This window comes from Serratia proteamaculans (genome assembly GCF_008830365.1).
GTDB classification, from domain to species: Bacteria; Pseudomonadota; Gammaproteobacteria; order Enterobacterales; family Enterobacteriaceae; genus Serratia; species Serratia proteamaculans.
The window spans coordinates 1,820,471-1,844,494 of the sequence record NZ_WBKI01000001.1 but is presented as its reverse complement, the minus strand read 5'-3'; the positions used below and the strand labels follow the sequence as shown (position 1 = coordinate 1,844,494).

Sequence of the window (24,024 nt, the reverse complement as noted above, 5' to 3'; positions counted from 1 at the left end):
CTTTGGCACTCCCCGTTTTACATGCTCAGAATTTGTTCTTTACATCCCTAACTGCATGATTTATTGGTATCCATCGAGTCTGTTTTTTACTCTGGGGATGGCACGATGAATCAGAAATCAAAAGCAAAAGCGATAACAATGACGCTGGGATTATTGGCCCTGGCGGTGATGGGGGGCGCGCGTGCCAGCACGCTGGTTTATTGTTCCGAAAGCTCGCCGGAAGGTTTCAATCCGCAGCTGTTTACCTCCGGCCCGACGGTCGATGCCAGTTCGGCGACGATTTACAACCGGCTGGTGGATTTCAAAACCGGTACCGTCGAGCTGCAACCGAGCCTGGCGGAAAGCTGGCAGGTGAGCGAAGACGGCAAGAATTACACCTTTCATCTGCGTAAAGGCGTGAAGTTTCAGAGCAACAAATACTTTACTCCCACCCGTGACTTCAATGCCGACGATGTCATCTTCTCCTTTATGCGGCAAAAAGATGCCAATAACCCTTATCACAACGTCTCCAACGGGGCTTACACCAACTTCGAATCGATGGAGTTTGGTTCGCTGATCAACCAGATTGTCAAAGTGGATGACAACACTGTGCGCTTTGAACTTTCGCGCGCAGAAGCGCCGTTTGTGGCCGATCTCGGCATGTATTTCGCCACTATTCTATCCGCCGAATATGCCGATGCGATGCTGAAAGCCGGCACCCCGCAGCGGGTGGATAACGATCCTGTCGGTACCGGCCCCTTCCAGTTGGTGCAGTACCAGAAGGATGCGAAGATCCTCTACAAGGCGTTCGATCAGTATTGGGAGGGTAAACCGAAGATTGACCGCTTGGTGTTCTCGATCACCCCGGATGCGGCGGTGCGCTTCGCCAAGCTGCAAAAGAATGAATGCCAGGTTATGCCGTTCCCCAACCCGGCGGATCTGACGCGCATGCGTGAGGACAAAAATATCCAGTTGATGGAGAAATCCGGGTTGAACATCGGTTTCCTGGCGTTCAACACCCAGAAAAAGCCGTTGGATAACCTCAAGGTACGGCAGGCGTTGGCTCTGGCGGTGAACAAGCCGGCTATTCTCGAAGCGGTGTTCCACGGCGCGGGGCAGCCGGCGAAGAACCTGCTGCCACCGACCCAGTGGGGCAGCAATGATAAAATTGAGGACTATCCGTACTCACCGGAAAAAGCCAAACAGTTGTTGCAGGAGGCCGGGCTGGGCCAGGGCTTCGCTATTGATCTGTGGGCGATGCCGGTACAACGACCGTACAACCCGAATGCCAAGCGCATGGCGGAGATGATCCAGGCCGATTGGGCGAAGATCGGCGTGAAGGCCAAGATTGTCACCTTCGAGTGGGGTGAGTACCTGCAGCGGATAAAAAACGGTGAACATCAGGCGGCATTGATGGGTTGGACCACTGCCAACGGCGATCCGGATAACTTCTTCGGCCCGCTGTTTACCTGCGTGTCGGCCAATGGGGGTTCGAACTCGGCCAAGTGGTGCTATCCACCCTTTGATAAGCTGATTTTGCAGGCGCGTGAAGAGAATGACCACGCCAAACGGGTGGCGATGTATCAGCAGGCGCAGGTGATGATGCATGACCAAATGCCGGCAATGATGATTGCCCACTCAACCATTTTTGAACCGGTGCGCAAAGAAGTGAAAGGTTACGAGATCGACCCGTTTGGCAAGCACATCTTCAAACAGGTTTCGCTGGAGAAATAAATAAACGGGGGCTGCATGGCAGCCCCCGTATCATTACCGATTTATCCCACCGTTAGAAATGGGTATTCACGCTCATATAGTAAGTCCGGCCCGGTTCGTTGTAGGTGGCTGCCCCTGCGCCGGCGATGTTAATCGCGCCGGTGGTTGGATCACCCACGTTCTGCGAGTTACCTTCACGGAACTGGCGTTTATCGAACAGGTTGTCGATACCGGCGGTCAGGCTGATGTTCTTGGTCACATCATAGGTGGCGCTGGCGCCCACTACGGCGTAAGGGCTGACTTCCTTGGTTTCGGTGCCGCTAACCGGCTTACCCTGGTAGTTATACTTCTTCGGTTTCTGGCGGCCGTACCAGGTCAGGGTCGATTGCATCGACAGCTCCTGGGTTGCCTGCCAGCTCAGGGTCGAGTTGATGGTGAACTCAGGAATAATCGACAGGTAATCACCGGTCGTCTTATTCTTGTTTTCAATCATGTAGGTGGCATTGTTGGTCCAGGAAACGGTCTCGCTCACCGGCACGTTCAACGACCCTTCCAGCCCCTGTACTACCGCTTTAGGCACGTTTTCCCACTGGTAAATGGCGGTACCGGTGCTGCTGGTGTCGATTCGGGAGTTGCCCGCTTCAATTTTGTTGTGGTAGTCGTTACGGAAATAGGTCACGCCGGCCAGCCAGCCGTCGTTATGAAATTCCAGACCAATCTCTTTGTTGACGCTGGTTTCCGCTTTCAGATCGTCGTTACCCAGCAGGTAACAGCCATTTTTGACGTCGCTGGACGAACAACCTTGCCCCTTGCTGTAGAGCAAATAGTTTTGGTTGGTCTGGTACAGGTTTGGTGCCTTATAGGCACGGGCGATGCCCATCTTCAGGGTGAAGAAGTCGCCCAGTTCCTGCGACAGGTTCAGTGACGGGCTCCAGTTGTTGCCGGCCTCGGAGTGCAGGTCGTAACGTAGGCCCGGTGTCAGCATGGTGCTGTCAGTCAGCTCCATATTGTCTTCGGCAAACAGCGAGAAGATATGCGCGGAGGCGTAAGGGCTACGGGTGCCGGTGTCTTGGCCTGGAATGGTGCCGCCCATCTGAGTTTGGCTGGTGGAAGAGCCGTCCTTCATCTTCTGTTGATTCCACTCGGTCCCGACCGTGGCGGTTTGCGTCACGCCCAGTTCGAATGGCACGCTGACTTCGCTGTGCGCCAGGAAATCGTCCAGCTTGGTGGTGCCGAAACCCTCGTTTTTGGTATCGAAGATGCCTTCGGTACCGCCGGCCAGGCCTTCGTTCAGACGGGTATTACGCGTGCGTTCGAACTGAATATAGTTGTTGGTGCTGACGCCGTTATCCCAGGCACCACGGTGGTTGAGGCCGAAGGTTTCACGGTAAATACGGTTGGTCTCTTTGCCGTAGTTGCTTTGCACCAGCGCGTTGGAGTTGGTGTTTTGGGTATCCCCGGCATACAGGTTGCCCTGGCGACCGTAGGCATACTCAAACTCCAGTGACTGCAAGTGAGCAAAGTCCCAGTGCAGCATGGCATCGATGTTTTTGTCTTCTACGCCTTCACGTCCGGAGGGTGTGCTGCTGGCATAAGCGCCCACACGCGCGGATTTGTGTGATTCGTTGATATCCCAGGCATCGGCCTGAGTTTTGCTGTAGCCGCCAAACAGGCGGAAGCTTAGCTCGTCGGTCAACGGACCTGACAGGCTGAAGTCGGTACGCTTGGTAGAGCCTTCTTGCTTGTGCTGCGGGACGTTGAAGTAGGCATTTAACGAGCCGTGCAGCTCTTTGGTGTTCTTCTTGGTGATGATGTTGACGACGCCGCCGGCGGCACCGTTGCCGTAGCGTGCTGCCGCCGGGCCGCGCAGCACTTCGATGCGTTCAATCATCTCCGGTGGTACCCAGGCGGTATCGCCACGGGTATCACGTTCGCCACGCCAGCCCTGGCGCACCGAATTACGGCTGGTAGCGGGTTTGCCGTCGATCAGGATCAGGGTATTTTCCGGACCCATGCCACGAATATCGATCTGGCGGTTGTTGCCGCGCTGGCCACTGGTGGAGTTGCCGGTCAGGTTAACGCCGGGCATGGTGCGGATCAGTTCACTGATATCGCGCGCCGGTGGGCGCTTTTTGATTTCGTCGGCGCTGATGGTAGAAACGCCCGGTGCCTGCAGGTTCTGCTTGGCAGCGGTGACAACAATGGTGTCTTCGGCGGCTTCTTTTTTATTTTTGGCGACGGAGTCTGTTTCTGCGGTGGTTTCTGTTTGCTGTGCGGCGTGCGCAAAGGCGGACGCGCCTAATCCTAACCCGATGAGTGTGGCTAAGGAATAACGAGACAATTTGCGGTTCATGTGAGTGTTCCTACCTTGCTGCCTTTCCCGGGGCACCCAAGCTGTAGGCCACCGGCGGAGAGAAGGGCGGTTGTAGTTTTTGTGTTTTCGAAAATAAAAATCCAGCCGGCCGAGACGCGACGACACCGATACCGACATTGGATTCAGCGCTAAAACCCGGTATCCATCCCTGTTGAAGAATACCTGCCCCGTTTGCGGGCCTACACACACTATTGCAAACGCAAATAATTATCAATAGTATTCGGTTTACGGTTTTCTTGGGCAGCGCCTCGCGCCGCGAATTTACCGGCTTTCCTGAAGCTGCCAGCTAAAAAGTGAATAGGCGTTTTGAAAACAAAATCCGAGTCAGAAAGCAGCAGATTATTATCGAGCAAGCACGCCGGGCGCCATGGATGGTGGCTGAATATCGCCAAACGCGGCACGCCGCTGGTGGAGCTGCTGGGGGATGGGCGAGGGAAGGTCACATTTTTATGGCGCGATCCGCAGGGATGTGAGCTCACTTCAGCCTATCAACGCGTTTGGATCCACATCAATTGCCTGACCGACCACCATCAGTCGTCGCCGCCACAGAGCCTACAACGACTGGAAGGCACCGACGTCTGGTATTGGCAAACTGAGCTGAGCGCGGACTGGCGTGGCAGTTACTGCTTTATCCCCTGTATGGACGACCGCCCGCTGGAAAACAGTGGTGACGATGCGCACGCCAATATGCATTCAATCCGTCACTGGTGGCATCAGGTGTTTGCCGGTGCGACTCAGGATCTGCTTAATCCCCATCGTTCATGGACCGGTGTTGGCGGCAATGTGCTGTCCGGGCTGCATATGCCGGAGGCCCCATCGCAACCGGCCTGGCTGGATTTTGATCGCTACGCCGTGGCCAGTGGGCGCTGTACGCCAGCGCCGCCTGCGCGACTGCAGCGTCATAGTTGGCACAGCGAGCGACTGGGTAATACCCGTAACGTCTGGGTTTACACCACCGGCGACAGCAACCCGGCGCAACGGCCGCTGGCGGTAATGCTGGACGGGCAATTCTGGTCGAGCAACATGCCGGTCTGGGATCCGCTGATGCAGTTGACCCGCGAAGGCAAACTGCCGGAAGCGGTTTATCTGCTGATCGACATCATCAGCCTGAAACACCGTAGTCAGGAACTGGCCTGCAATGAAGATTTCTGGCTGGCGGTGCAAGAAGAACTGCTGCCGCAGGTGGCCGAATGGGCGCCTCACCGCAGTGATCCGGCCACGACGTTAGTGTGCGGCCAGAGTTTTGGCGGCCTGTCATCGCTGTATGCCGGCTTGCACTGGCCACAGTGCTTCGGCGGCGTTATCAGCCAGTCTGGCTCCTTCTGGTGGCCACGTCGCGATATGTATCAGCGTGAAGAGATACCCGCCGATGCCGGCTGGTTGCTGCATCAGGTTGAGCAGGGCGTCGGCAAGGGTAAGCTGAAGGTGTTTATGGAGGCTGGCGTGCACGAAAAAGTAGCGCGCCGAGTGAACGACCAAATGGCGGCATTGCTGCGTGACGCCGGACATCGGGTGCAATACCGGGTGGTAGCGGGTGGGCATGATCACCTGTGCTGGCGTGGCGGTCTGATCGATGGGCTACAGACGCTGTGGGCAGATCACGTTCCTGCTCCTTCGGCCAAGCTAACCTTCACCATCCAAGGAGTCCGTGATGGAAACTCTGAACCCGTTCGATGACGAACAACAAATCTGCCTGATTGTGCAGAATGACCAACGGCAATACAGCCTGTGGCCGGATTTCAGCGCAGTACCGGCGGGGTGGACGCCGGTATTCGGCCCGGCGACCCGGCCGCTGTGCGTGCTGTGGCTGGAACAACATTGGCAGGATATGCGGCCCGCATCACTGCGTAAGGCGTGATGGCATTAGTCCCGAAAACAGGAGTCAGTCCCTTGTCAGACAGCATTTTATTATCGTCCGAACAGCAACTCGCCACTGAGCTGCCGTTGGTCGCCGCGCAGCCCGGGATCTGGGTTGCCGATCAAATTTCACCGCATGCCAATGCCTATGCGGTTTCCCACTTCATTGAGCTGAACGGCCCGCTGGACCAGGATTGTCTGCTACAGGCGATTGCGCAGGGGCTGTCCGAAGTGGATACCTTGCAGTTCCGTTTTGCAGAGCGTGACGGGGTGCCGATGCAGTGGCATGACCCGGCGCTGGCGATCCTGCCGGTCGAGTTTATTGATCTGCGTGATTCTCCTGACGCAGGCGTTGCAGCACGCGCCTTGATGCAACTGGATATGTCAGGTGATTTACGCATCGGCAGCGGCAATGCGCTGTACCGCCATATGTTGATCCTCCTGTCGGATCGGCGCTGGTTCTGGTATCAGCGTTATCACCATATTTTGGTCGATGGCTTCAGTTTCACCGCCATTGCCCGCAGAATTGCTCATATTTATACCCGAACGTTGCGTAATGAACAGCCGGACCCGACGCCGTTTAGCGCCTTCAGCGAAGTGGTTGAAGAGTATCAACGCTACGCCCAGTCGCCTACCTGTCAACGCGATGCGGCCTTTTGGCTGAACAAGGCGCAGCAGTTGCCGACCCCGGCCACGCTCTGTCCACAGCCGTTGGCCGGCCAAACGCCGACCACCCGCATTCATCGGTTATCACAGCTGTGTGACCGCCAGGACTTTAGTCAACTTGTGAACGCCGGTCTGCAGCAGTTCAGCGTGGCAGATATGGCGCTGGCATTGGTGGCGCTGTGGGTGTCTCGCCTGAGCGGCCACGCCAGCTTCAGTGCCGGTTTTATCTTTATGCGCCGCACCGGTTCGGCGGCACTGTGTGCCAATGGACCGGTGATTAACGTATTGCCGATCGAAATGCACCTCGATCCTCAGGCGACACTGAGCGAGGTCGCCGGCAATATCGGCCGAGAACTGAAAAGTGTCCGTCGTCATCAGCGTTACGAGGCGGAACAGGTGCAGCGTGATCTGGGGCGGATTGGCGATGCCCAGCCGCTGTACGGCACCGTTTTCAACTTTAAGATGTTCGATTTCCAATTGGATTTCGGTGATATCGAAGGCATTACCCATGAGCTGGCCTCCGGGCCGGTGCGTGACCTGGAAATCGCGTTGTACCTCGATGAGGCCGGTACGCTGAAGGTTGATCTGCTGGCTAATGCCGAGCGTTATCAGCCGGATGAGCTGGCGGCGCATCTGCAACGCCTGCCGCTGTTGCTGCGCCAGTTTGCGGCACAGCCACAGATGCCGATCGGTGAAGCCGATTTGCTCACCGAGCAGGATCGCCAATTGTTGGCCCGGGTTAACGACACCGCTCATCCAGTGGCGCCGCAAACCCTCAGCGGCCTGCTGGCGGAACAGGCACAGAAAACCCCGGATGCCCCGGCGCTGGCCGATGCGCAATACCAATTCAACTACCGCGAGACCCGTGAACAGGTCACTGCGTTAGCGCGTCAACTGACGGCACAGGGCGTGCAGCCCGGCGATATCGTCGCCGTTGCCTTGCCACGGTCGGTGTTTTTGTCGCTGGCATTAATGGCCATCGTCGAGGCCGGGGCGGCTTATTTGCCGCTGGACACCGGTTATCCTGACGAACGCCTTAGCATGATGCTGGAAGATGCCGCGCCACGCCTGATTATCACCGAAGCCAGCCAGCAGGCGCGTTTTTCCGGTCAGGGTGAGATCTTGCTGTATGACGCACCGCTGGCCGCAGGCAGCGCGGCGGACGTGGTGCTCAGTGGGCCAACGCCGCATCATCCGGCCTACATTATCTTTACCTCCGGCTCAACCGGGCGGCCGAAAGGTGTGCTGGTGGGGCATCAGGCGATCGTCAACCGTCTGCTGTGGATGCAGCATCAGTATCCGATGGCCGCGGGCGATGTAGTGTTGCAGAAAACCCCCTGCAGTTTTGACGTCTCGGTGTGGGAGTTCTTCTGGCCGCTGATGGTGGGTGCCCAGTTGGTGATGGCACCGCCGGAGGCGCATCGCGATCCGGAACAGTTGCTGCAACTGATTGACCGATATCGGGTCACCACTATGCACTTTGTGCCTTCGATGCTGGCGGCCTTTGTCGGTGCATTGGACACTCGGCAGGCGGTGGCGTGTTGTGCGCCGTTGCGGCAGGTGTTCTGCAGTGGTGAAGCCTTGCCGGCCGAGCTGTGCCGCCTGTGGCAAAGCCGCACCGCGGTGCCGTTGCATAACCTGTACGGCCCGACCGAAGCGGCGGTAGACGTCAGTTGGCATCCGGCCTGGGGCGAGGCGTTGGCCGCCGTCACCGGGGCTAACGTGCCTATTGGTCTGCCGGTATGGAACACCGGTCTGCGCATTCTCGACGCACGCTTGCGGCCGGTGCCGCCGGGTGTCGCGGGTGATTTGTATCTCACCGGTGTACAGCTGGCGCACGGCTATCTGGGCCGACCAGAACTGACCGCCAGCCGCTTTGTGGCCGATCCGGAAGGTGACGGTGGGCGGATGTATCGCACGGGCGACGTCGCACGCTGGTTACCGGGGGGCGAAGTGGAATACCTCGGCCGCAGCGACGATCAGCTAAAAATTCGTGGTCAACGTATAGAACTGAGTGAAATCGATCATGCGTTGCTGTCATTACCGGGCATCAAGCAGGCGGTGACTCATGCGCTGGTGCTGGATAATACGCCGACAGATCCGGCCGGTGGCGATGCCCGTCAACTGGTAGGCTATCTGGTGGCGCAGCCCGGTGTGCGCCTCGATCTGGAGGTGCTGCGAGCCGCGCTGGCCGATCGTTTGCCGCCACATATGGTGCCGGTGGCGTTGGTCGAGATGGAATCCTTGCCGCTGAGTGCCAATGGCAAGCTGGATCGCAAAGCGCTGCCGCAACCACAGAGCGGTGTCAGAGCCGCCGGGCGTGAACCCGGAGCCGGGCTGGAAACGGCGATTGCTGCGGTGTTCGCCCGTCTGCTGCAGCGTGAAACCGTGTTTGCCGACGACGATTTCTTTGCCCTCGGTGGTCACTCGCTGCTGGCGATGCGCCTGGCGGCGGAGCTGCGCCGTGAGCTGGGTAAAGCGGTCTCGGTAGGGCAGGTGATGGTGGCTTCCCGGGTGGAACAGTTGGCGCAGCTGCTGGCGGAAGAGCGCACGCAGGAAGAGGCCGATCAGACCGGTTTCGACAGCGTACTGCCGTTACGTACCACGGAAGGCCCAACGTTGTTCTGTCTGCATCCGGCATCCGGATTCTCCTGGCAGTTCAGCGTATTGCCGCGCTATATCGATCAGCATTGGTCGCTGGTGGGTATTCAGTCACCACGGCCAGGTGGTCCGCTGGCGCTGAGCGAGGATATGGATCAGGTCTGCGATGCACATCTGGAGACGGTATTGCAGGTGCAGCCGCAGGGCCCGTACCACTTTATCGGTTACTCACTGGGTGGCACATTGGCGCAGGGCATTGCCGCCAGGTTGCAGGCGCGGGGTGAAGAGGTGGCCTTCCTTGGGCTGCTGGATACCTATCCGCCGGAAACGCAGAACTGGGACGTGATGCTGGATGATAACGTGCTCAAAGAGGTCCAGCGCGAGCGTCAGCAGTTCCTGGCAGTTTCCGAGGATGCGTTGGATCCTGCATTGGGTGAAACCCGGGTGGCGATGTTCGATAATATCGAAGCCAACTATGCCGATTCAGTGCGCCTGCTTTCGGCGACTCATACGGCGAACTTTAAAGGGCAGGCGACGCTGTTTGTCGCGCGTCAGACATTGCAGGAAGGGATGGACGTGCAGCAGACCTGGTCGCAATACGTCGATGCCTTGCAGGTGCATGAGCTGGATTGTGCGCACGTAGATATCGTTTCACCAACGTCGTTCAAGGTGTTGGGACCGTTGCTGAACCGTATTCTAAGAGCGTTGTAATACCCAGTGACGGGTAGGGAGCGAATAGATTCGCCCCGATTAACGCGGGCCCAGCATGCTGGGCCCCTACAATATTTATGACTTACCCAGTGGTACCACCAACGGCGTATGCGAAACCGGATCGTCAATGATCATGCAGCGCAGGCCGTACACCTCTTCGATCAGTTCCGCGGTCACAATATCCTTCGGCGCCCCTTCGGCCACCACCTTACCGTCGCGCATGGCAATCAGATGCGTGGCGTAGCGGCAGGCATGGTTGAGATCGTGCAGCACCACCACCAGCGTATGGCCGTTTTCACGGTTTAACTGACGCATCAGCTCCAGCAGGTCGATCTGGTGGGTGATATCCAGCCAGGTGGTCGGCTCATCCAGCAGCAGCAGTGGCGTTTGCTGCGCCAGTACCATCGCGATCCACACCCGCTGACGTTGTCCGCCGGAGAGCGTATCGACCGGTTGTTCGGCCAGTTCGAATACGCCGGTGGAGCGCATTGCCTGGTCTACCGCCTGTTGATCTTCCTCACTCCAGCGACTGAACAGGCGCTGATGCGGATAGCGACCACGGGCCACCAGATCAAACACGGTGATATCACCCGGTGCGGTCGAGCTTTGTGGCAATAATCCCAACTGGCGCGCCACCTCTTTGGTGGCGTATTCGCTGATTTGTTTGCCGTTCAGCCAGACTGCGCCGGCCTGCGGCTGCATCAGGCGGCTGAGGGTACGTAGCAGGGTCGATTTACCGCAGGCGTTCGGCCCGATAATCACCGTCAGTTCGCCGTGCGGGATAGAGACGGACAGGTCGTTGGCGACAATTTTTTTGTCGTAGCCGAGCGTCAGATGCTCGGCGCGTAGCGGCGCGGGCTGCAGGGGTTCAGCATTCATTTTTTACGTGACTCACGGATTAATAGCCAAATCAGATAAATGCCGCCCAGGCTGACGGTCAACACTCCGACCGGCAGCTGATAAGGCATAAACAGGCGCTGTGCAACGACATCGGCGAGCAGCAACAGCAGGGCACCGATCAGGGCCGTCAGCAGCAGTACGCTGCGGTTGGCACACAGGCGTCGCGCAATCTGCGGGGCCACCAGCGCAATAAAGGAGATCGGCCCGGCCACGGCGGTCGCGGCGGCCGTCAGCAACACGCCGATCAGCAGCAACATAACGCGCGAGCGTTCTACCGGTACGCCGAGTGCGCAGGCGGTATCATCACCCATTTCCAGCAGCCGCATACGGCGGGACAGTGTCAGTAACAGCAGGCAGCACAGCGCGAACACCACCAACACTGGCAGGCTTTTCGCCCAGTTCACGCCGTTGAGTGAACCGGCGCTCCACAGTCCGGCGGTCATGGCGGATTCCAGCGAGGCGCTGATGATAAGCCAAGTATTCCCCGCCACCAGCAGGGCGCGGACGGCAATGCCGACGATAATCAAACGGAAAGACTCAACGCCGTTGCGCCAGGCCAGCAGATAAATCAGCGCGGCGGTCAACAGACCCCCGACCAGCGCCCCGGAAGTGATGCCGAAAACGCCGCCGTTAAACAGCACTATGGCCACCAGCACGCCGCTGTAAGCGCCGGTATTAAAGCCAATCACGTCCGGGCTGCCGAGCGGGTTGCGCAGTATCGACTGGAAAATGGCACCGCTGATGCCCAGTGCCGCCCCCAGTAGCAGTGCCATCACCACGCGTGGTAAACGCCATTGGGTGACGATCACCGCCAGGTTGGCCGGGCCTTTACCGCGCAAGGCGTCGATCACCTGCGAGGCGGTCAGCGACAGAGCACCGGAACCCAGAGCGTAAATCGCCAGCGCCAGCACGGCCAGCAACAGTAGCAGCGCAGTCAGCGCCGGACGCGAAAGGGCGCGCATTTTGTGGTTGGCCATCAGGCGGGCCGCGGACATCGCCATTAGCGCTGCCTCCTGAACATATGGCGTTGCCGCACCAACATGATCAGCAGGGGGGCGCCAATCAGAGCGGTGACGATGGAAACGCGCAGTTCACCGGCCACCAGGAAGCGGCCGATCAGATCGGCGCTCAGCAGCAGGATGGGGGTTAATACCAGCGTCCATGGCAGCATCCAGTGCAGCTCGGAACCGGCCAGCCGCCGGGCGATGTGCGGCATCATCAGACCGACAAAGGCAATCGGGCCGACGGCGGCAGTGGCACCGCCACACAGCAAGGTAATCGCCAGCAGACCCAGCAACTGGGTACGCACAATACCGGTGCCCAGTGCGGTGGCCAATTCATTACCCATGCTCAGGCTGTTCAGTGACTTGCTCAACCACAGGGTAATCAGCGTACCCAGCAGGATCGGCAGGGTGACGGTACGCACCACCTGCATATTTTGAATATCCAGCGAACCGGCCTGCCAAAAACGGAGCTGATCGAACACCAGTGGGTTCAGCAGGGAAATCCCGGAGGTCATGCCTTCCAGCACCGCGGCCAGCGCGACACCGGCCAGCGTCAGACGTACCGGGTTAAGGCTGCTGCCGCCCAAAGCGCCGATCAGCGCCACCAGCAGCGCAGCGAACATCGCACCGGCAAAGGCAAACCACAGATATTGGCTGACGTCGGCAGCACCAAAGAAGGTGATCCCCAGTACCACGGCAAAGCCCGCACCGGCGTTAACCCCGAGAATGCCCGGATCGGCCAGGGGGTTGCGGGTGAGGGTTTGCATCAGTACGCCGGACAGGCCCAGTGCGATACCGGCCAGCACGCCCACCAGCGTACGTGGCAGCCTGGCGTTGGTAATGATGGTGCAGTCTGCACCGCTGCACTGGCCGTTCAGCGCCTGGATAACCGTGTCGAAGGGAATTGATTTAGCGCCAAGTGATAGGCTGAGTAGCATCACGCCCAGCAATGCACAAAAGGCAATCAGCAGGCCAAAAAGCCTGCGACGAAATGAACGGGAAGTGCCGCCAATAAGACGCTCCTGGGGAGCGGGGACGGGCTGTGTGCCTGGGCGTGTAATCCGTAACATACCAATCCATTATTCAATTGAATATAAATGAGTTTTATTATCATTATTGATTGCTTTCATCTATGGTATCATGAGTCCCTTCGCTATTGCAGCATATACCCTTCATTCTTGAAGCTGCATCTGTGTTGGCTGCCTGCACTTACCCCAATCACGTACTTCCGGTACGTTCCTGGGGATACGCTTAGTTGCCGCCTTGATTCAACTCCAATTATTTTGGCTATGGACGCTGCCCCTTTTTCTTTAGTTGTGGTGAGAAAGCTCATGAGTAAGCCCTCTATTTTGCTTGATTTTGGCCTGCTTAAGACCAATGGCGCGTTTCGTGCCGTTTTTTGCGCGCGTTTTATTTCCATTTTAGCGCTGGGGTTGATGGCCATTGCTATCCCGGTGCAGATCCAGGCCTTGACCGGGTCGACGTTGCTGGTTGGTTTGTCCGTGACGCTGGCGGGCAGCGGCATGTTTGCCGGTTTGCTGATGGGGGGCGTGCTGGCCGATCGTTATGAGCGCCGTCGCCTGATTTTGTTCGCCCGCTCCACCTGCGGCATCGGTTTTGTCGGTCTGTGCCTGAACGCCGCGTTGCCTGCTCCCTCATTAACGCTGATTTACCTGCTGGCCGTCTGGGACGGCTTCTTCGGTGCGGTTGGCGTTACGGCGCTGTTGGCGGCCACACCGGCACTGGTGGGGCGTGAAAATATCGTGCAGGCCGGGGCTATCAGCATGTTGACGGTGCGTTTTGGCTCGATCCTCTCCCCGGCGATCGGGGGGCTGGTGATCGCCAACGCCGGCGTGGCCTGGAACTACGGTCTGGCGGCGTTTGGCACCTTGCTGACGCTGATCCCGTTGCTGCGCCTGCCGCAGTTGTTGCCACCCCCGCAGCCACGTGAGCACCCACTACGTGCGCTGGCCGGGGGCTTTGGTTTCCTGTTCCGTAACCGGGTAATTGGTATGGTGGCGCTGATTGGCGCACTGTTGACCATGGCCAGCGCGGTGCGGGTGCTGTATCCGGCCATGTCCGGCATGTGGCAGGTCAGTGCGGCGCAGTTGGGCTTTATGTATTCCGCCGTGCCGCTGGGAGCAGCGATTGGTGCCTTTACCAGTGGCCGTGTAGCCCACGTGGCGCGGCCGGGTTGGATGATGCTGATGACGGCGATTGGCGCTTTTGTCGCTATCGGCCTGTTCGGTTTGATGCCGTGGTATGGCCTGGCGCTGTTTTTCCTGGTGGTCTTCGGTTATCTGAGCGCGCTGAATTCACTGCTGCAGTACGGGTTGATCCAGAACCTGACGCCGGATGCGTTTCTCGGACGTATCAATGGCTTGTGGACGGCGCAAAACGTGGTGGGTGACGCCTTGGGCGCGCTGTTGCTGGGGGCCATGGGGGCGTTTATGCTGCCGGCGATGACCTCAACCAGCTTTGGTTTTGGCGTGGCGCTGCTCGGTGTGGTGTTGGCTTTTGCGATGCGCGGTCTGCGTCAGGTGGGCCGTGGCGGGCAAGAAAGCGATCTCCAGCCCGCCGCAGAATCTACTGAGAAATAAACTGTGTTTCCAACAGCGTCAGCAGGTTGCTGGCGCTGTAGTAATCCAGTCGGAAGGTGTCACTCCCCAGCGCGTAAACCCGCTTGTGCTGCACCGACGGCAGGTCCGCCAGGAAAGGATTGGCCATCAGACGCTGGACATCGCTGTCGTTGTTGGCGAACAGCATCAGCGTCTGGCCGTTCAGGCCTTCCGCCAGGTTTTCACCGCTCAGTTGAATAATGTCCTTACGCATTCCCATGCTGCGGCTGTTGTTCAGCTTGGCCGGTAGCGGTGCCAGGGTAAAACCCAACTGCTTGAGCATCTGCCCCTGGGACGATGCGGCGGTCCACAGGTTGGCGGATTTGCCATCGGCGTTGAAGACCAGGGCGGAAATCGGTTGTTCCGGCAGTTTCATACGCTGCTTCAGTGATTTTTTACGCGCATCGAAATCACTGACGACTTTCTGTGCCTGAACTTCATGCCCGGTAGCCTGACCCAGTTCGGTCGCCAGTGCCTGCCAGCTTTTGTCGTCGTAATTGACCACCAGCACCGGGGCAATGGCGGAGAGCTGATCGTACAGGCGCAGGGCGGAATCGGCACCGGTGGCCGAGATGATAATCAGATCGGGGGCTTCGCCGGCAATGGTTTCTGCGTTGGGTTCGCCGATATACAGACGCTTAACACCGCGCTGTGCCGCGATAGCGCCCCATTGATGGAAGAAGCCCTGTGAGTCCGCCAGACGGTTGCCGGGCGTGGTGGCGCCACTGGCGATCACCGGAGCGTCGATCGCCAGCAGGGTACCGGTGACGGTGACGCTGGTGGAAACGATGCGCGCAGGGGGCTGGCTGAGTGTCACCACGCCGTGTGAAGTTTCAATTTTGCGCGGCCAACCGGCGTCTGCGGCATGGGCAGTACCGATGAGCATCAGGCCAAACAGCACCAGGCTGAAGATCGGGTTCTTCTTCATAAAGCATCCTTAGAAGTTAAATAGTAATACTTATCATTTATATAATTAAAACTGCTGGTTTTATATCACGATTATGAATGGAAGAACTGTTTACATTTATTGACATAGCATATTCACGAGGGTAATTTAACGCGATTCAATACAAATGATAATCATTATTATACCGGTTATTGTTCATGATACGAAAGGGAGTACCGATGAGCGTTACAGTAAAGAGTTCCGGGCAGAAGAAGCCGCAAAGCAAGGATAGCGAACAGTCTGCTGCAGGCGTGTCGCCGACCTCCGGCTTTTTCTTTACCTCTCCTTTCCGTAGCCTGAGTACTCAAGGCTGCTTCGCCAAAATTACGCTGCCGGCCCAGGACGGGGACCAGCTTAAGGGCGAGTTCCAGCAGGCGGTACAGCATGCTTTTGCCGAGGCCAAACTGGCGGGGGTGAAAAACCCAATACTGTGCGGTGCGATCCCGTTTGACACTCATCAGCCCTCGGCGCTGTTTATTCCCCAGCAAACTCAATGGTTTGAGCGCGATGCCTATTTGGCTGGCGTAGCTTCACCGCAGGACGCCCTGCCGGAAATTACTCGCCAAAATGAAGTGCCTGCCCAACGACCCTTTATGCAGATGGTGGCGGATGCGGTGGAAGCGACCCGTGGCGACCAGTTGGATAAAGTGGTGCTGTCGCGCTTGCTGGAGATTGAAACCCGCGAGCCGGTAGATCGCCAAGCGTTGATGGCGCGTATCATCGCCCAGAATCCTCATGGTTTCCACTTCCATGTCCCGCTGGAACAGGGGGCACTGTTGGGGGCCAGCCCGGAATTGCTGCTACGCAAATCCGGCGCGCAGTTTTACTCCAACCCTCTGGCCGGCTCTGCCCGTCGTGATGCCGATCCGCAGCGGGATCTGGAAGTCAGCCAGCAGTTATTGGTGTCAGAAAAAGATCGCTATGAGCACCAGTTTGTCACCGAAGGGATGCGTCAGGTGCTGGCCGAACGCTGCCGTTATCTGAATATTCCTACCGTTCCTGAATTATTGAGCACTACCACGCTGTGGCACCTGTCGACCCCTATCGACGGTGAAGCTGCCAGCCGCGCTGAAAATGCGCTGTCGCTGGCCTGCCTGTTACACCCGACGCCGGCGCTGTGCGGTACGCCGACCGCGTTGGCACATCAGGTGATTAAGCAGTTGGAACCTTTCGATCGCGGCCTGTTTGGCGGCATCGTCGGCTGGTGTGACGCCGAAGGTAACGGTGAGTGGGTAGTGACCATCCGTTGCGGCACGGTGCAGGGCAATCAGGTGCGACTGTTTGCCGGAGCCGGCATCGTACAAGACTCTTCGCCGGAATCCGAGTGGCATGAAACCGGCACCAAACTCAGTACCATTTCGCGGGCGTTTGGCCTGAACCAAGGATAGACATTCCCATGAGTATTGCTTTTACCCCCTGGCCTGAGGCCTTGGCCCGTCGTTATCGTGAGCGCGGATATTGGACCGACCGGCCGTTGACCGACATCATCACTCGCCAGGCCAAAAATGACGCCATCGCGCTGATCGACCCGGAGCGCAACCTGAGCTATCGCCAGCTTAATCAGCTTTCCGATCGGCTGGCCGCCGCCCTGCAGCGTCGCGGCATCCAAAGCGGTGACACTGCGCTGGTGCAGTTGGGCAACGTAGTCGAATTCTATGTGACCTTCTTTGCGTTGCTGAAAATTGGCGTGGTGCCGGTGAATGCGCTGTTCAGTCATCAACGCAACGAGCTGAATGCCTACGCCGTACAGATCAAACCAGCGTTGCTGATTGCCGATCGCCAGCATGGCTTGTTTGGCAACGATGAATATCTGACGGCTTTTCACGCTGAGCATCCTTCACTGCGCGTGGTGGCACTGCGTAATCAGGCCGAGGGCGAACAGTCGCTGGCGGCCTGGCTGGAAGAAGACAGCGGTGATTTTGTCGCGACGCCAACCCCGGCCGATCAGGTGGCATTTTTCCAGCTTTCCGGTGGTAGCACTGGCACGCCAAAGCTGATCCCGCGTACCCACAATGATTACTACTACAGCATTCGCCGTAGCGTGGAAATTTGTCATTTCGATGTTGATACCCGCTATCTGTGCGCGCTGCCGGTGGCCCACAACTATCCGATGAGCTCCCCGGGCATCTTGGGCGTGTTCTATGGTGCCGGGCTGGTGGTATTTGCCAGCGATCCGGATGCCGGACAATGTTTCCGTTTGATCGAGCAGCATCAGATTAACGTGACGGCGCTGGTGCCGCCGGCGGTCACGCTGTGGTTGCAGGCGATTGAAGAGTGGGGCGGTTGCCAGCAACTGGCCAGCCTTAAGCTGCTGCAGGTGGGCGGCGCCAAGTTGGGAGAAACCCTGGCGGCACGTATTCCGGCCGAGATCGGCTGCCAGTTGCAGCAGGTGTTCGGCATGGCGGAAGGCCTGGTGAACTACACCCGCCTGGACGATGACGACCAGCATATTCTGACCACCCAGGGCTGCCCGATGTCGCCGGATGACGAGCTGTGGGTGGCCGATGATGAGGGTAACCCGCTGCCGGTGGGCGAAACCGGACGTCTGATGACCCGTGGTCCTTATACCTTCCGTGGCTATTACCAAAGCCCAGAGCACAACGCCGCCGCCTTTGATGACGACGGCTTCTACTGCTCCGGTGACCTGATCAGCCTGACCGAAGACGGTTATGTGAAGGTTGAAGGTCGTCAGAAAGATCAGATCAACCGTGGTGGGGAGAAGATCGCCGCCGAGGAGATCGAAAACCTGCTGTTGCGTCATCCTGAAGTGATCAACGCGGCGTTGGTTTCCATGCCGGACGAACTGATGGGTGAAAAAAGCTGTGCCTATATTATCGCGACCAGCGCACTGAAACCGGTGGTACTGCGCCGCCATTTGCGCGCCGAGGGCGTGGCCGAATTCAAATTACCCGATCGCTTTATACAGGTTGATACGCTGCCGCTCACCCCGGTTGGCAAAGTGGATAAAAAACTGTTGCGCCAACGCCTGGAGGCGCAACAACTGACTCTGGTCCAGGGAGAATAAGTCATGGCCATTCCAAAACTTAATGATTACGCGTTGCCGACTCAGGCTGAACTGCCGACCAACAAAGTGAGCTGGAAGGTGGAACCGCAGCGCGCTGCACTGCTGATCCACGATATGCAGCAGTATTTCCTGAATTTCTGGGGTGAAGACAGCCCGCTGATCAAACAGGTGGTGGAGAACATCGCCAACCTGCGCCGTTACTGCAAATCCCAGGGGATCCCGGTGTTTTACACCGCGCAGCCTAATCAGCAGAGCGATGAAGATCGCGCTTTGTTGAATGACATGTGGGGCCCAGGTCTGAATAAGCACCCGGAACAGCAGGCAGTGGTTGCTGCTCTGGCACCGGAAGCAGACGATACCCTACTGGTGAAGTGGCGTTACAGTGCTTTCCACCGCTCACCGCTGCAGGAAATTCTGCAGGAGTCGGGGCGCGATCAGTTGATCATCTGTGGCGTCTACGCGCATATCGGCTGCATGACTACGGCGCTCGATGCCTTTATGCGCAATATTCAGCCGTTCATGGTGGCCGACGGCCTGGCTGATTTCTCCCGTGAAGAGCATCTGATGTCATTGCGTTATACCGCCGGCCGTTGCGGTCGCGTGGTGACCACCGCCGAGCTGTTGCCGGGCATTGCCAGCAAGGCTGCGCTGCGTCAGCAAATCATGCCTTTCCTCGATGAAGACAGCGAAGACATGGGCGACGATGAAAACCTGATCGACTACGGTCTGGATTCGGTACGCATCATGGAATTGGCGGCACGCTGGCGCAAAATTCGCGGCGATATCGATTTTATCGCGCTGGCCAAGAACCCAACCATTGATGGCTGGTGGGCGTTGTTGTCCGAGGGGAAAGCCTGATGGGACAGCAGGGCGATTTCGCCGGTAAGCGAGTCTGGGTGACTGGTGCTGGTGCCGGAATTGGTCTGACAACGGCACTGGCGTTTGTGCAGGCCGGTGCCGAAGTGGTTGGCTTTGATAAGCACTTTGGTGAGCAGGAATACCCATTCCGCACTGAAGTGCTGGATATCGCTGATAGTGATGCAGTAGACCGCGTGTGCGGACGTTTGCTGGCGGAGCAGGGGGATTTGGACGTGCTGGTCAACGGTGCCGGTATTTTGCGCATGGGGCTGACGGATGAAACCAGCACCGCAGACTGGCTGGCCTGTCTGGCGGTCAATGCCGGTGGGGCATTCAATATGTTCCGCCATGCCTTGCCGGTGTTTCGTCGCCAACGACGCGGTGCGATTGTCAGCGTGGCGTCCAATGCCGCCCATGTGCCGCGCGTCGGCATGGCGGCCTATTGCGCCTCCAAGGCGGCATTACGCAGCCTGTGCCAAACCGTGGGGCTGGAAATGGCCCCTTATGGCGTGCGCAGCAACCTGGTTTCGCCGGGCTCGACCAATACGCCAATGCAGCGTGGCATGTGGCTGGACGAAACCGGCGAGCAAAACACCATCAACGGTTTCCCGGAACAGTTCAAATTGGGCATTCCGTTGGGCAAAATTGCTCAACCACAGGAAATCGCCGATGCCATTCTGTTCCTGGCTTCCGATCGTGCCAGCCATATCACTATGCAGGATATTGTGATTGATGGTGGAGCGACGCTGGCGGCCTGATATACCCGTCATACTTCAAGCTGCAGATGTGTTGACTGCAAGCGTTCACCCGAATCACTTACTTGAGTAAGCTCATCGGGATTCTCGCTTTTGTCGCCTTCCTGCAACTCGAATTATTTAGGGTATATGACTATTTGTTATTATGACCATAAGGCGCTGCTTGCATTGCCTTTTTTATTGGCGTCGCAAGGGAAGGTTATAGGGGTTTTGAATTGTTCCGGACGTCAGATGCGAAAAAAGCGCCAAAAGGCGCTTTTTCTGTAGTGGTGGGTCGTGCGGGATTAATTCGGCCTTTGGCCTCACCCTTCGGGCCAGCGCAAGCGCTGTTCAAAATTGGCGGGGCAATTTTGTCGAACCTGCACAGGTTCTCATCCAGCACGACACTCTGCACTATGTTAGAAAGGCGTTTGAGATGATTACTGTGCTGCAGATGCGAAAAAAGCGCCAAAAGGCGCTTTTTCTGTAGTGGTGGGTCGTGCGGGATTCGAACCTGCGACCAATTGATTAAAAGTCAACTGCTCTACCAACTGAGCTAACGACCCGCAGAAGTGGTGGGTGATGACGGGCTCGAACCGCCGACCCCCTCCGTGTAAAGGAGATGCTCTACCAACTGAGCTAATCACCCACTTCAGAACTTCCGGGTACTGCCAAACAAGAGAATGAGTGGTGGGTGATGACGGGCTCGAACCGCCGACCCCCTCCGTGTAAAGGAGATGCTCTACCAACTGAGCTAATCACCCTCATTCTTCTCATTTCTTACTGCTTTACTGCTCAACAAGATGGTGGGCGATGACGGGCTCGAACCGCCGACCCCCTCCGTGTAAAGGAGATGCTCTACCAACTGAGCTAATCGCCCCGTCTTGTTGGAGTCGCATTATAGGGATAGTTGAAAGTGAGTCAACGGTTTTTAAAATGATTTCAATCGTTCGCCGCAAATTTAAACAGGATGCGATATTTATCGCCCGCAATGACGGATCTTTGCACATTGTTATGCGAAACCTGCCGCAGAGATAACGAAATCAGGGGCAGCAATATCGTGTCAGCGTTGAGGAATTAGCGCGTGGTGGTACAATGTTGCCCACTTTTTTAAATTCCGAGCAATCGTCGGCAACCGCCGACACGCGTTGCGTAATAAGGCAGTGAACCCAATGAAAATCAAAACCCGTTTTGCACCGAGCCCAACCGGCTATCTTCACGTCGGTGGCGCCCGTACTGCGCTTTACTCCTGGTTGTTCACCCGCCATATGGGCGGTGAGTTCGTTCTGCGTATCGAAGATACCGATCTGGAACGTTCAACCCAGGACGCTATTGACGCAATTATGGATGGCATGAACTGGTTAAACCTGGATTGGAACGAAGGCCCGTACTTCCAGACCAAGCGTTTTGACCGCTATAACGCGGTGATTGACGACATGCTGGTGCAGAATACCGCCTATAAATGCTATTGCTCGAAGGAACGTCTGGAAGCGCTGCGTGAAACGCAGATGGAAAACGGTGAAAAACCACGTTACGACGGTCATTGCCGTGACAGCCAGTGCAGCCATACCGACGACGAACCCTACGTGGTGCGTTTCCGTAACCCGCAGGAAGGCTCGGTTATCTTCGATGACAAGATCCGTGGCCCGATCGAATTCAGCAACCAGGAGCTGGATGACCTGATCATTCGCCGTACCGACGGTTCACCGACCTATAACTTCTGCGTAGTGGTGGATGACTGGGATATGGAAATCACCCACGTGATCCGCGGCGAAGACCACATCAACAACACCCCGCGTCAGATCAACATTCTGAAAGCGCTGGGCGCGTCAGTACCGGAATACGCGCACGTTTCGATGATCCTCGGTGACGACGGCAAAAAACTGTCGAAACGCCACGGTGCAGTAGGCGTAATGCAGTATCGCGATGACGGCTATCTGCCGCAGGCGCTGCTGAACTATCTGGTGCGTCTGGGTTGGTCCCATGGCGATCAGGAAATCTTCTCTATTGATGAGATGAAAGAGTTCTTTACTCTGGAAGCGATCAACAAATCTGCCAGCGCCTTCAATACTGAGAAGCTGCAGTGGCTCAACCACCACTACATTAACCATATGCCTGCCGAAGAAGTGGCGGTGCACCTGGCGTGGCATGTTGAGCAACTGGGTATTGAAACCCGCAATGGTCCTGAGCTGAAAGATATTGTTAAGCTGCTGGGCGAGCGCTGCAAAACGCTGAAGGAAATGGCCGAGTCCTGCCGTTACTTCTACGAAGATTTCAGCGAGTTCGACGCTGATGCTGCCAAGAAACACCTGCGTCCGGTTGCACGCCAGCCGCTGGAGGCAGTACGTGCCAAACTGGCTGCTATCACTGCCTGGACCCCGGAAAACGTGCATGACGCCATTCAGGGCACGGCTGATGAGCTGGGTGTAGGTATGGGCAAGGTCGGCATGCCGCTGCGCGTAGCGGTGACCGGTGCCGGTCAGTCACCGGGTATGGATGTTACCGTTCATGCTATTGGTCAGAAACGTTCTCTGCAGCGCATCGACCTGGCGCTGGCTTTCATTGCCGGGCGTGAAGCTTAAGGCTGATAGTTTCCCAGTCTGTGAATGAAAAAGCCCCGTGGAGCAATCCCGGGGCTTTTTTATCGGTGTTGATCAGGCCTGTTCGCTGGCCGGAACGGCGGGGCGGTAGGCGAGAAAATACATCAGGCCGACGAAGCCTGCGCCGCCCAATGCGTTACCGAGAAACACGGCGGTGAAGTTGGGCAGATACTGGCTCCAGCTCATGCCACCGGCAAAGATGGCCGCCGGGATAATGAACATGTTCGCCACCACGTGCTGGAAACCGATAGCGACGAAAGCCATCACCGGGAACCACATGCCAATCACTTTTCCCGGCACGTCTTTGCTGGCAAAGGCCAGCCACACCGCCAGACACACCAGCCAATTACAGCCGACGCCGGAAATAAATGCGTGCAGGAAGTCAGCATCCACTTTGGCTTGCGCGATGGACAAGGTTTTGTGCAGGAATGCCCCTTCTGTCATGCCAAGCAGGTGGCCAAAGAAATAGGCAACGGCCACGCTGCCGACCAGGTTGGCCAGAGTGACCCAGAACCAGTTGCGCAGAATGGCAAACAGCGATATTTGGCGGGCAAACCAGGCCATCGGCAGAGTCATCATATTACCGGTCAGTAACTCTCCTCCGGCCAGAATTGTCAGGATCAGACCGATCGGGAACACGGCGGCGCCCAGTAATGCCCCAAACGAGCCCCATTCGGCCGGCAGGGTGCCGATCACATGGATATCCAGCAGGAAGCCGGTAGCGATAAAGGCACCGGCGAGAAAGCCCAGAATGAGCAGATTGGCGAGTGACGCCTGGCTTTTGTTTACGCCGGCCTGAATGGCTAACGCAGCGATTTCTTTTGGTGAATGCAACGACATAACTGACTCGGTTTATAGTTGTGGATTTTACGACGCGGGCAGTCTATGCCTGTGGGGATGATGACTCAAGCGTATTTCGCTAACATTCCATTAAATAAAAATCAACACAATAGATAAGGTTTTTTGCGTTTTGTGAGATGACCAGGGTAATGGCTGATTTTTACCCGTCCTGGCGATTTTTTAGCGTGAAACGCGCTGATTTGGCGGCTTTTTCAGCGCTTAATCGAGTAATTCAATTTAGCCGTTGACAGTGTTTCAGGGGTTTCATATTATGCGCCCCGTTCACAGGATTTTGTGATTGTGGATTGGGGCTATAGCTCAGCTGGGAGAGCGCTTGCATGGCATGCAAGAGGTCGACGGTTCGATCCCGTCTAGCTCCACCAACCCTTATCTCAGAGGGGTTGGGGAATACCGTAACGCCGGTTAAAGCGTACCACTTTTGTGGGGCTATAGCTCAGCTGGGAGAGCGCTTGCATGGCATGCAAGAGGTCGACGGTTCGATCCCGTCTAGCTCCACCACCATTTGAAAAGCCGACCTCAGGGTCGGCTTTTTGCTTTCTGTCTTTCCTCCTCCATCCCGAACACCGAATTACAGGCA

Annotated in this window: 16 protein-coding genes, 6 tRNA genes and 1 other RNA gene; 12 read left to right on the top strand and 11 right to left on the bottom strand. The window is 57.2% G+C overall.

All coding sequences use genetic code 11. The features are described 5' to 3' along the window. Positions 1 to 105 precede the first annotated feature (105 nt). Complete coding sequence (locus F8R23_RS08690) at positions 106 to 1,713, top strand: ABC transporter substrate-binding protein (RefSeq protein ID WP_129936628.1); 1,608 nt, start codon at positions 106 to 108, stop codon at positions 1,711 to 1,713. A 52-nt stretch (positions 1,714 to 1,765) separates the two neighbouring features. On the opposite strand, the gene F8R23_RS08685 is transcribed toward F8R23_RS08690, so the two are convergent. Next, entirely contained in the window at positions 1,766 to 4,045 is a 2,280-nt protein-coding gene (locus tag F8R23_RS08685) for a TonB-dependent siderophore receptor (protein ID WP_151415487.1), read from the bottom strand. A 327-nt stretch (positions 4,046 to 4,372) separates the two neighbouring features. Between F8R23_RS08685 and fes the strand changes: the two genes are divergently transcribed. The 3 genes from fes to F8R23_RS08670 are packed head-to-tail and all read left to right on the top strand — an operon-like array spanning position 4,373 to position 9,901. Further along, on the top strand, positions 4,373 to 5,743 hold the full coding sequence (gene fes, locus F8R23_RS08680) for an enterochelin esterase (RefSeq protein ID WP_151415486.1): 1,371 nt from the start codon (positions 4,373 to 4,375) through the stop codon (positions 5,741 to 5,743). Continuing rightward, positions 5,718 to 5,924 carry an MbtH family protein gene (locus F8R23_RS08675; RefSeq protein WP_112348753.1) on the top strand — a complete coding sequence of 69 codons (207 nt, stop codon included), beginning with the start codon at positions 5,718 to 5,720 and terminating at the stop codon, positions 5,922 to 5,924. Before fes ends, F8R23_RS08675 begins: the two co-directional genes overlap by 26 nt. Before the next feature lie 32 nt (positions 5,925 to 5,956). Beyond that, positions 5,957 to 9,901, top strand: coding sequence for an enterobactin synthase subunit F (locus tag F8R23_RS08670; RefSeq protein WP_151415485.1), 3,945 nt, complete (start codon positions 5,957 to 5,959; stop codon positions 9,899 to 9,901). Positions 9,902 to 9,976: 75 nt separating this feature from the next. On the opposite strand, the gene F8R23_RS08665 is transcribed toward F8R23_RS08670, so the two are convergent. The 3 genes from F8R23_RS08665 to fepD are packed head-to-tail and all read right to left on the bottom strand — an operon-like array spanning position 9,977 to position 12,875. Next, positions 9,977 to 10,780 carry an ATP-binding cassette domain-containing protein gene (locus tag F8R23_RS08665; protein ID WP_129936625.1) on the bottom strand — a complete coding sequence of 268 codons (804 nt, stop codon included), beginning with the start codon at positions 10,778 to 10,780 and terminating at the stop codon, positions 9,977 to 9,979. After that, a complete protein-coding gene (gene fepG, locus F8R23_RS08660) occupies positions 10,777 to 11,802 on the bottom strand; it encodes an iron-enterobactin ABC transporter permease (protein WP_129936624.1) in 1,026 nt (341 codons plus the stop codon). Before fepG ends, F8R23_RS08665 begins: the two co-directional genes overlap by 4 nt. Then, positions 11,802 to 12,875, bottom strand: coding sequence for a Fe(3+)-siderophore ABC transporter permease (gene fepD / locus F8R23_RS08655; protein WP_129936623.1), 1,074 nt, complete (start codon positions 12,873 to 12,875; stop codon positions 11,802 to 11,804). The genes fepG and fepD overlap by 1 nt, the downstream gene beginning before the upstream one ends. A gap of 261 nt (positions 12,876 to 13,136) precedes the next feature. On the opposite strand from fepD, the gene entS reads away from it, so the two are divergent. After that, the gene (entS, locus tag F8R23_RS08650) at positions 13,137 to 14,405 is read left to right on the top strand and encodes an enterobactin transporter EntS (protein WP_099063660.1); all 1,269 of its coding nucleotides are present in this window, start codon (positions 13,137 to 13,139) and stop codon (positions 14,403 to 14,405) included. On the opposite strand, the gene fepB is transcribed toward entS, so the two are convergent. After that, positions 14,392 to 15,351: a Fe2+-enterobactin ABC transporter substrate-binding protein gene (fepB, locus tag F8R23_RS08645; RefSeq protein ID WP_151415484.1), complete on the bottom strand. Its 960-nt coding sequence runs from the start codon at positions 15,349 to 15,351 to the stop codon at positions 14,392 to 14,394. The genes entS and fepB overlap by 14 nt on opposite strands. A 197-nt stretch (positions 15,352 to 15,548) precedes the next feature. On the opposite strand from fepB, the gene F8R23_RS08640 reads away from it, so the two are divergent. From F8R23_RS08640 to dhbA, 4 genes are read left to right on the top strand one after another with little or no spacing between them, the layout of a single operon-like run. Further along, positions 15,549 to 16,757, top strand: coding sequence for an isochorismate synthase (locus F8R23_RS08640; RefSeq protein ID WP_129939184.1), 1,209 nt, complete (start codon positions 15,549 to 15,551; stop codon positions 16,755 to 16,757). A gap of 8 nt (positions 16,758 to 16,765) precedes the next feature. Then, on the top strand, positions 16,766 to 18,394 hold the full coding sequence (locus tag F8R23_RS08635; RefSeq protein ID WP_129936620.1) for a (2,3-dihydroxybenzoyl)adenylate synthase: 1,629 nt from the start codon (positions 16,766 to 16,768) through the stop codon (positions 18,392 to 18,394). Between the two features lie 3 nt (positions 18,395 to 18,397). Next, positions 18,398 to 19,252: an isochorismatase gene (locus tag F8R23_RS08630; RefSeq protein WP_151415483.1), complete on the top strand. Its 855-nt coding sequence runs from the start codon at positions 18,398 to 18,400 to the stop codon at positions 19,250 to 19,252. Then, positions 19,252 to 20,010 carry a 2,3-dihydro-2,3-dihydroxybenzoate dehydrogenase gene (gene dhbA, locus F8R23_RS08625; protein WP_129936618.1) on the top strand — a complete coding sequence of 253 codons (759 nt, stop codon included), beginning with the start codon at positions 19,252 to 19,254 and terminating at the stop codon, positions 20,008 to 20,010. Before F8R23_RS08630 ends, dhbA begins: the two co-directional genes overlap by 1 nt. 264 nt (positions 20,011 to 20,274) lie before the next feature. On the opposite strand, the gene F8R23_RS08620 is transcribed toward dhbA, so the two are convergent. From F8R23_RS08620 to F8R23_RS08600, 5 genes are all read right to left on the bottom strand, one after another. Then, positions 20,275 to 20,403, bottom strand: a non-coding RNA gene (locus tag F8R23_RS08620) — RtT sRNA. Positions 20,404 to 20,476: 73 nt separating this feature from the next. After that, positions 20,477 to 20,552: transfer RNA gene (locus F8R23_RS08615), tRNA-Lys, on the bottom strand. Positions 20,553 to 20,559: 7 nt separating this feature from the next. Next, positions 20,560 to 20,635, bottom strand: a tRNA-Val gene (locus tag F8R23_RS08610). 39 nt (positions 20,636 to 20,674) lie between these two features. Continuing rightward, positions 20,675 to 20,750, bottom strand: a tRNA-Val gene (locus tag F8R23_RS08605). A 40-nt stretch (positions 20,751 to 20,790) separates the two neighbouring features. Continuing rightward, a tRNA-Val gene (locus F8R23_RS08600) sits at positions 20,791 to 20,866 on the bottom strand. A gap of 292 nt (positions 20,867 to 21,158) precedes the next feature. Between F8R23_RS08600 and gltX the strand changes: the two genes are divergently transcribed. Continuing rightward, a complete protein-coding gene (gene gltX / locus F8R23_RS08595) occupies positions 21,159 to 22,568 on the top strand; it encodes a glutamate--tRNA ligase (protein WP_151415482.1) in 1,410 nt (469 codons plus the stop codon). Positions 22,569 to 22,640: 72 nt separating this feature from the next. Here gltX and F8R23_RS08590 read toward each other — a convergent pair whose 3' ends face one another. Next, the gene (locus tag F8R23_RS08590) at positions 22,641 to 23,426 is read right to left on the bottom strand and encodes a formate/nitrite transporter family protein (protein WP_129936617.1); all 786 of its coding nucleotides are present in this window, start codon (positions 23,424 to 23,426) and stop codon (positions 22,641 to 22,643) included. A gap of 307 nt (positions 23,427 to 23,733) precedes the next feature. Between F8R23_RS08590 and F8R23_RS08585 the strand changes: the two genes are divergently transcribed. Continuing rightward, a tRNA-Ala gene (locus F8R23_RS08585) sits at positions 23,734 to 23,809 on the top strand. Between the two features lie 60 nt (positions 23,810 to 23,869). Beyond that, a tRNA-Ala gene (locus tag F8R23_RS08580) sits at positions 23,870 to 23,945 on the top strand. Positions 23,946 to 24,024: the final 79 nt, after the last annotated feature.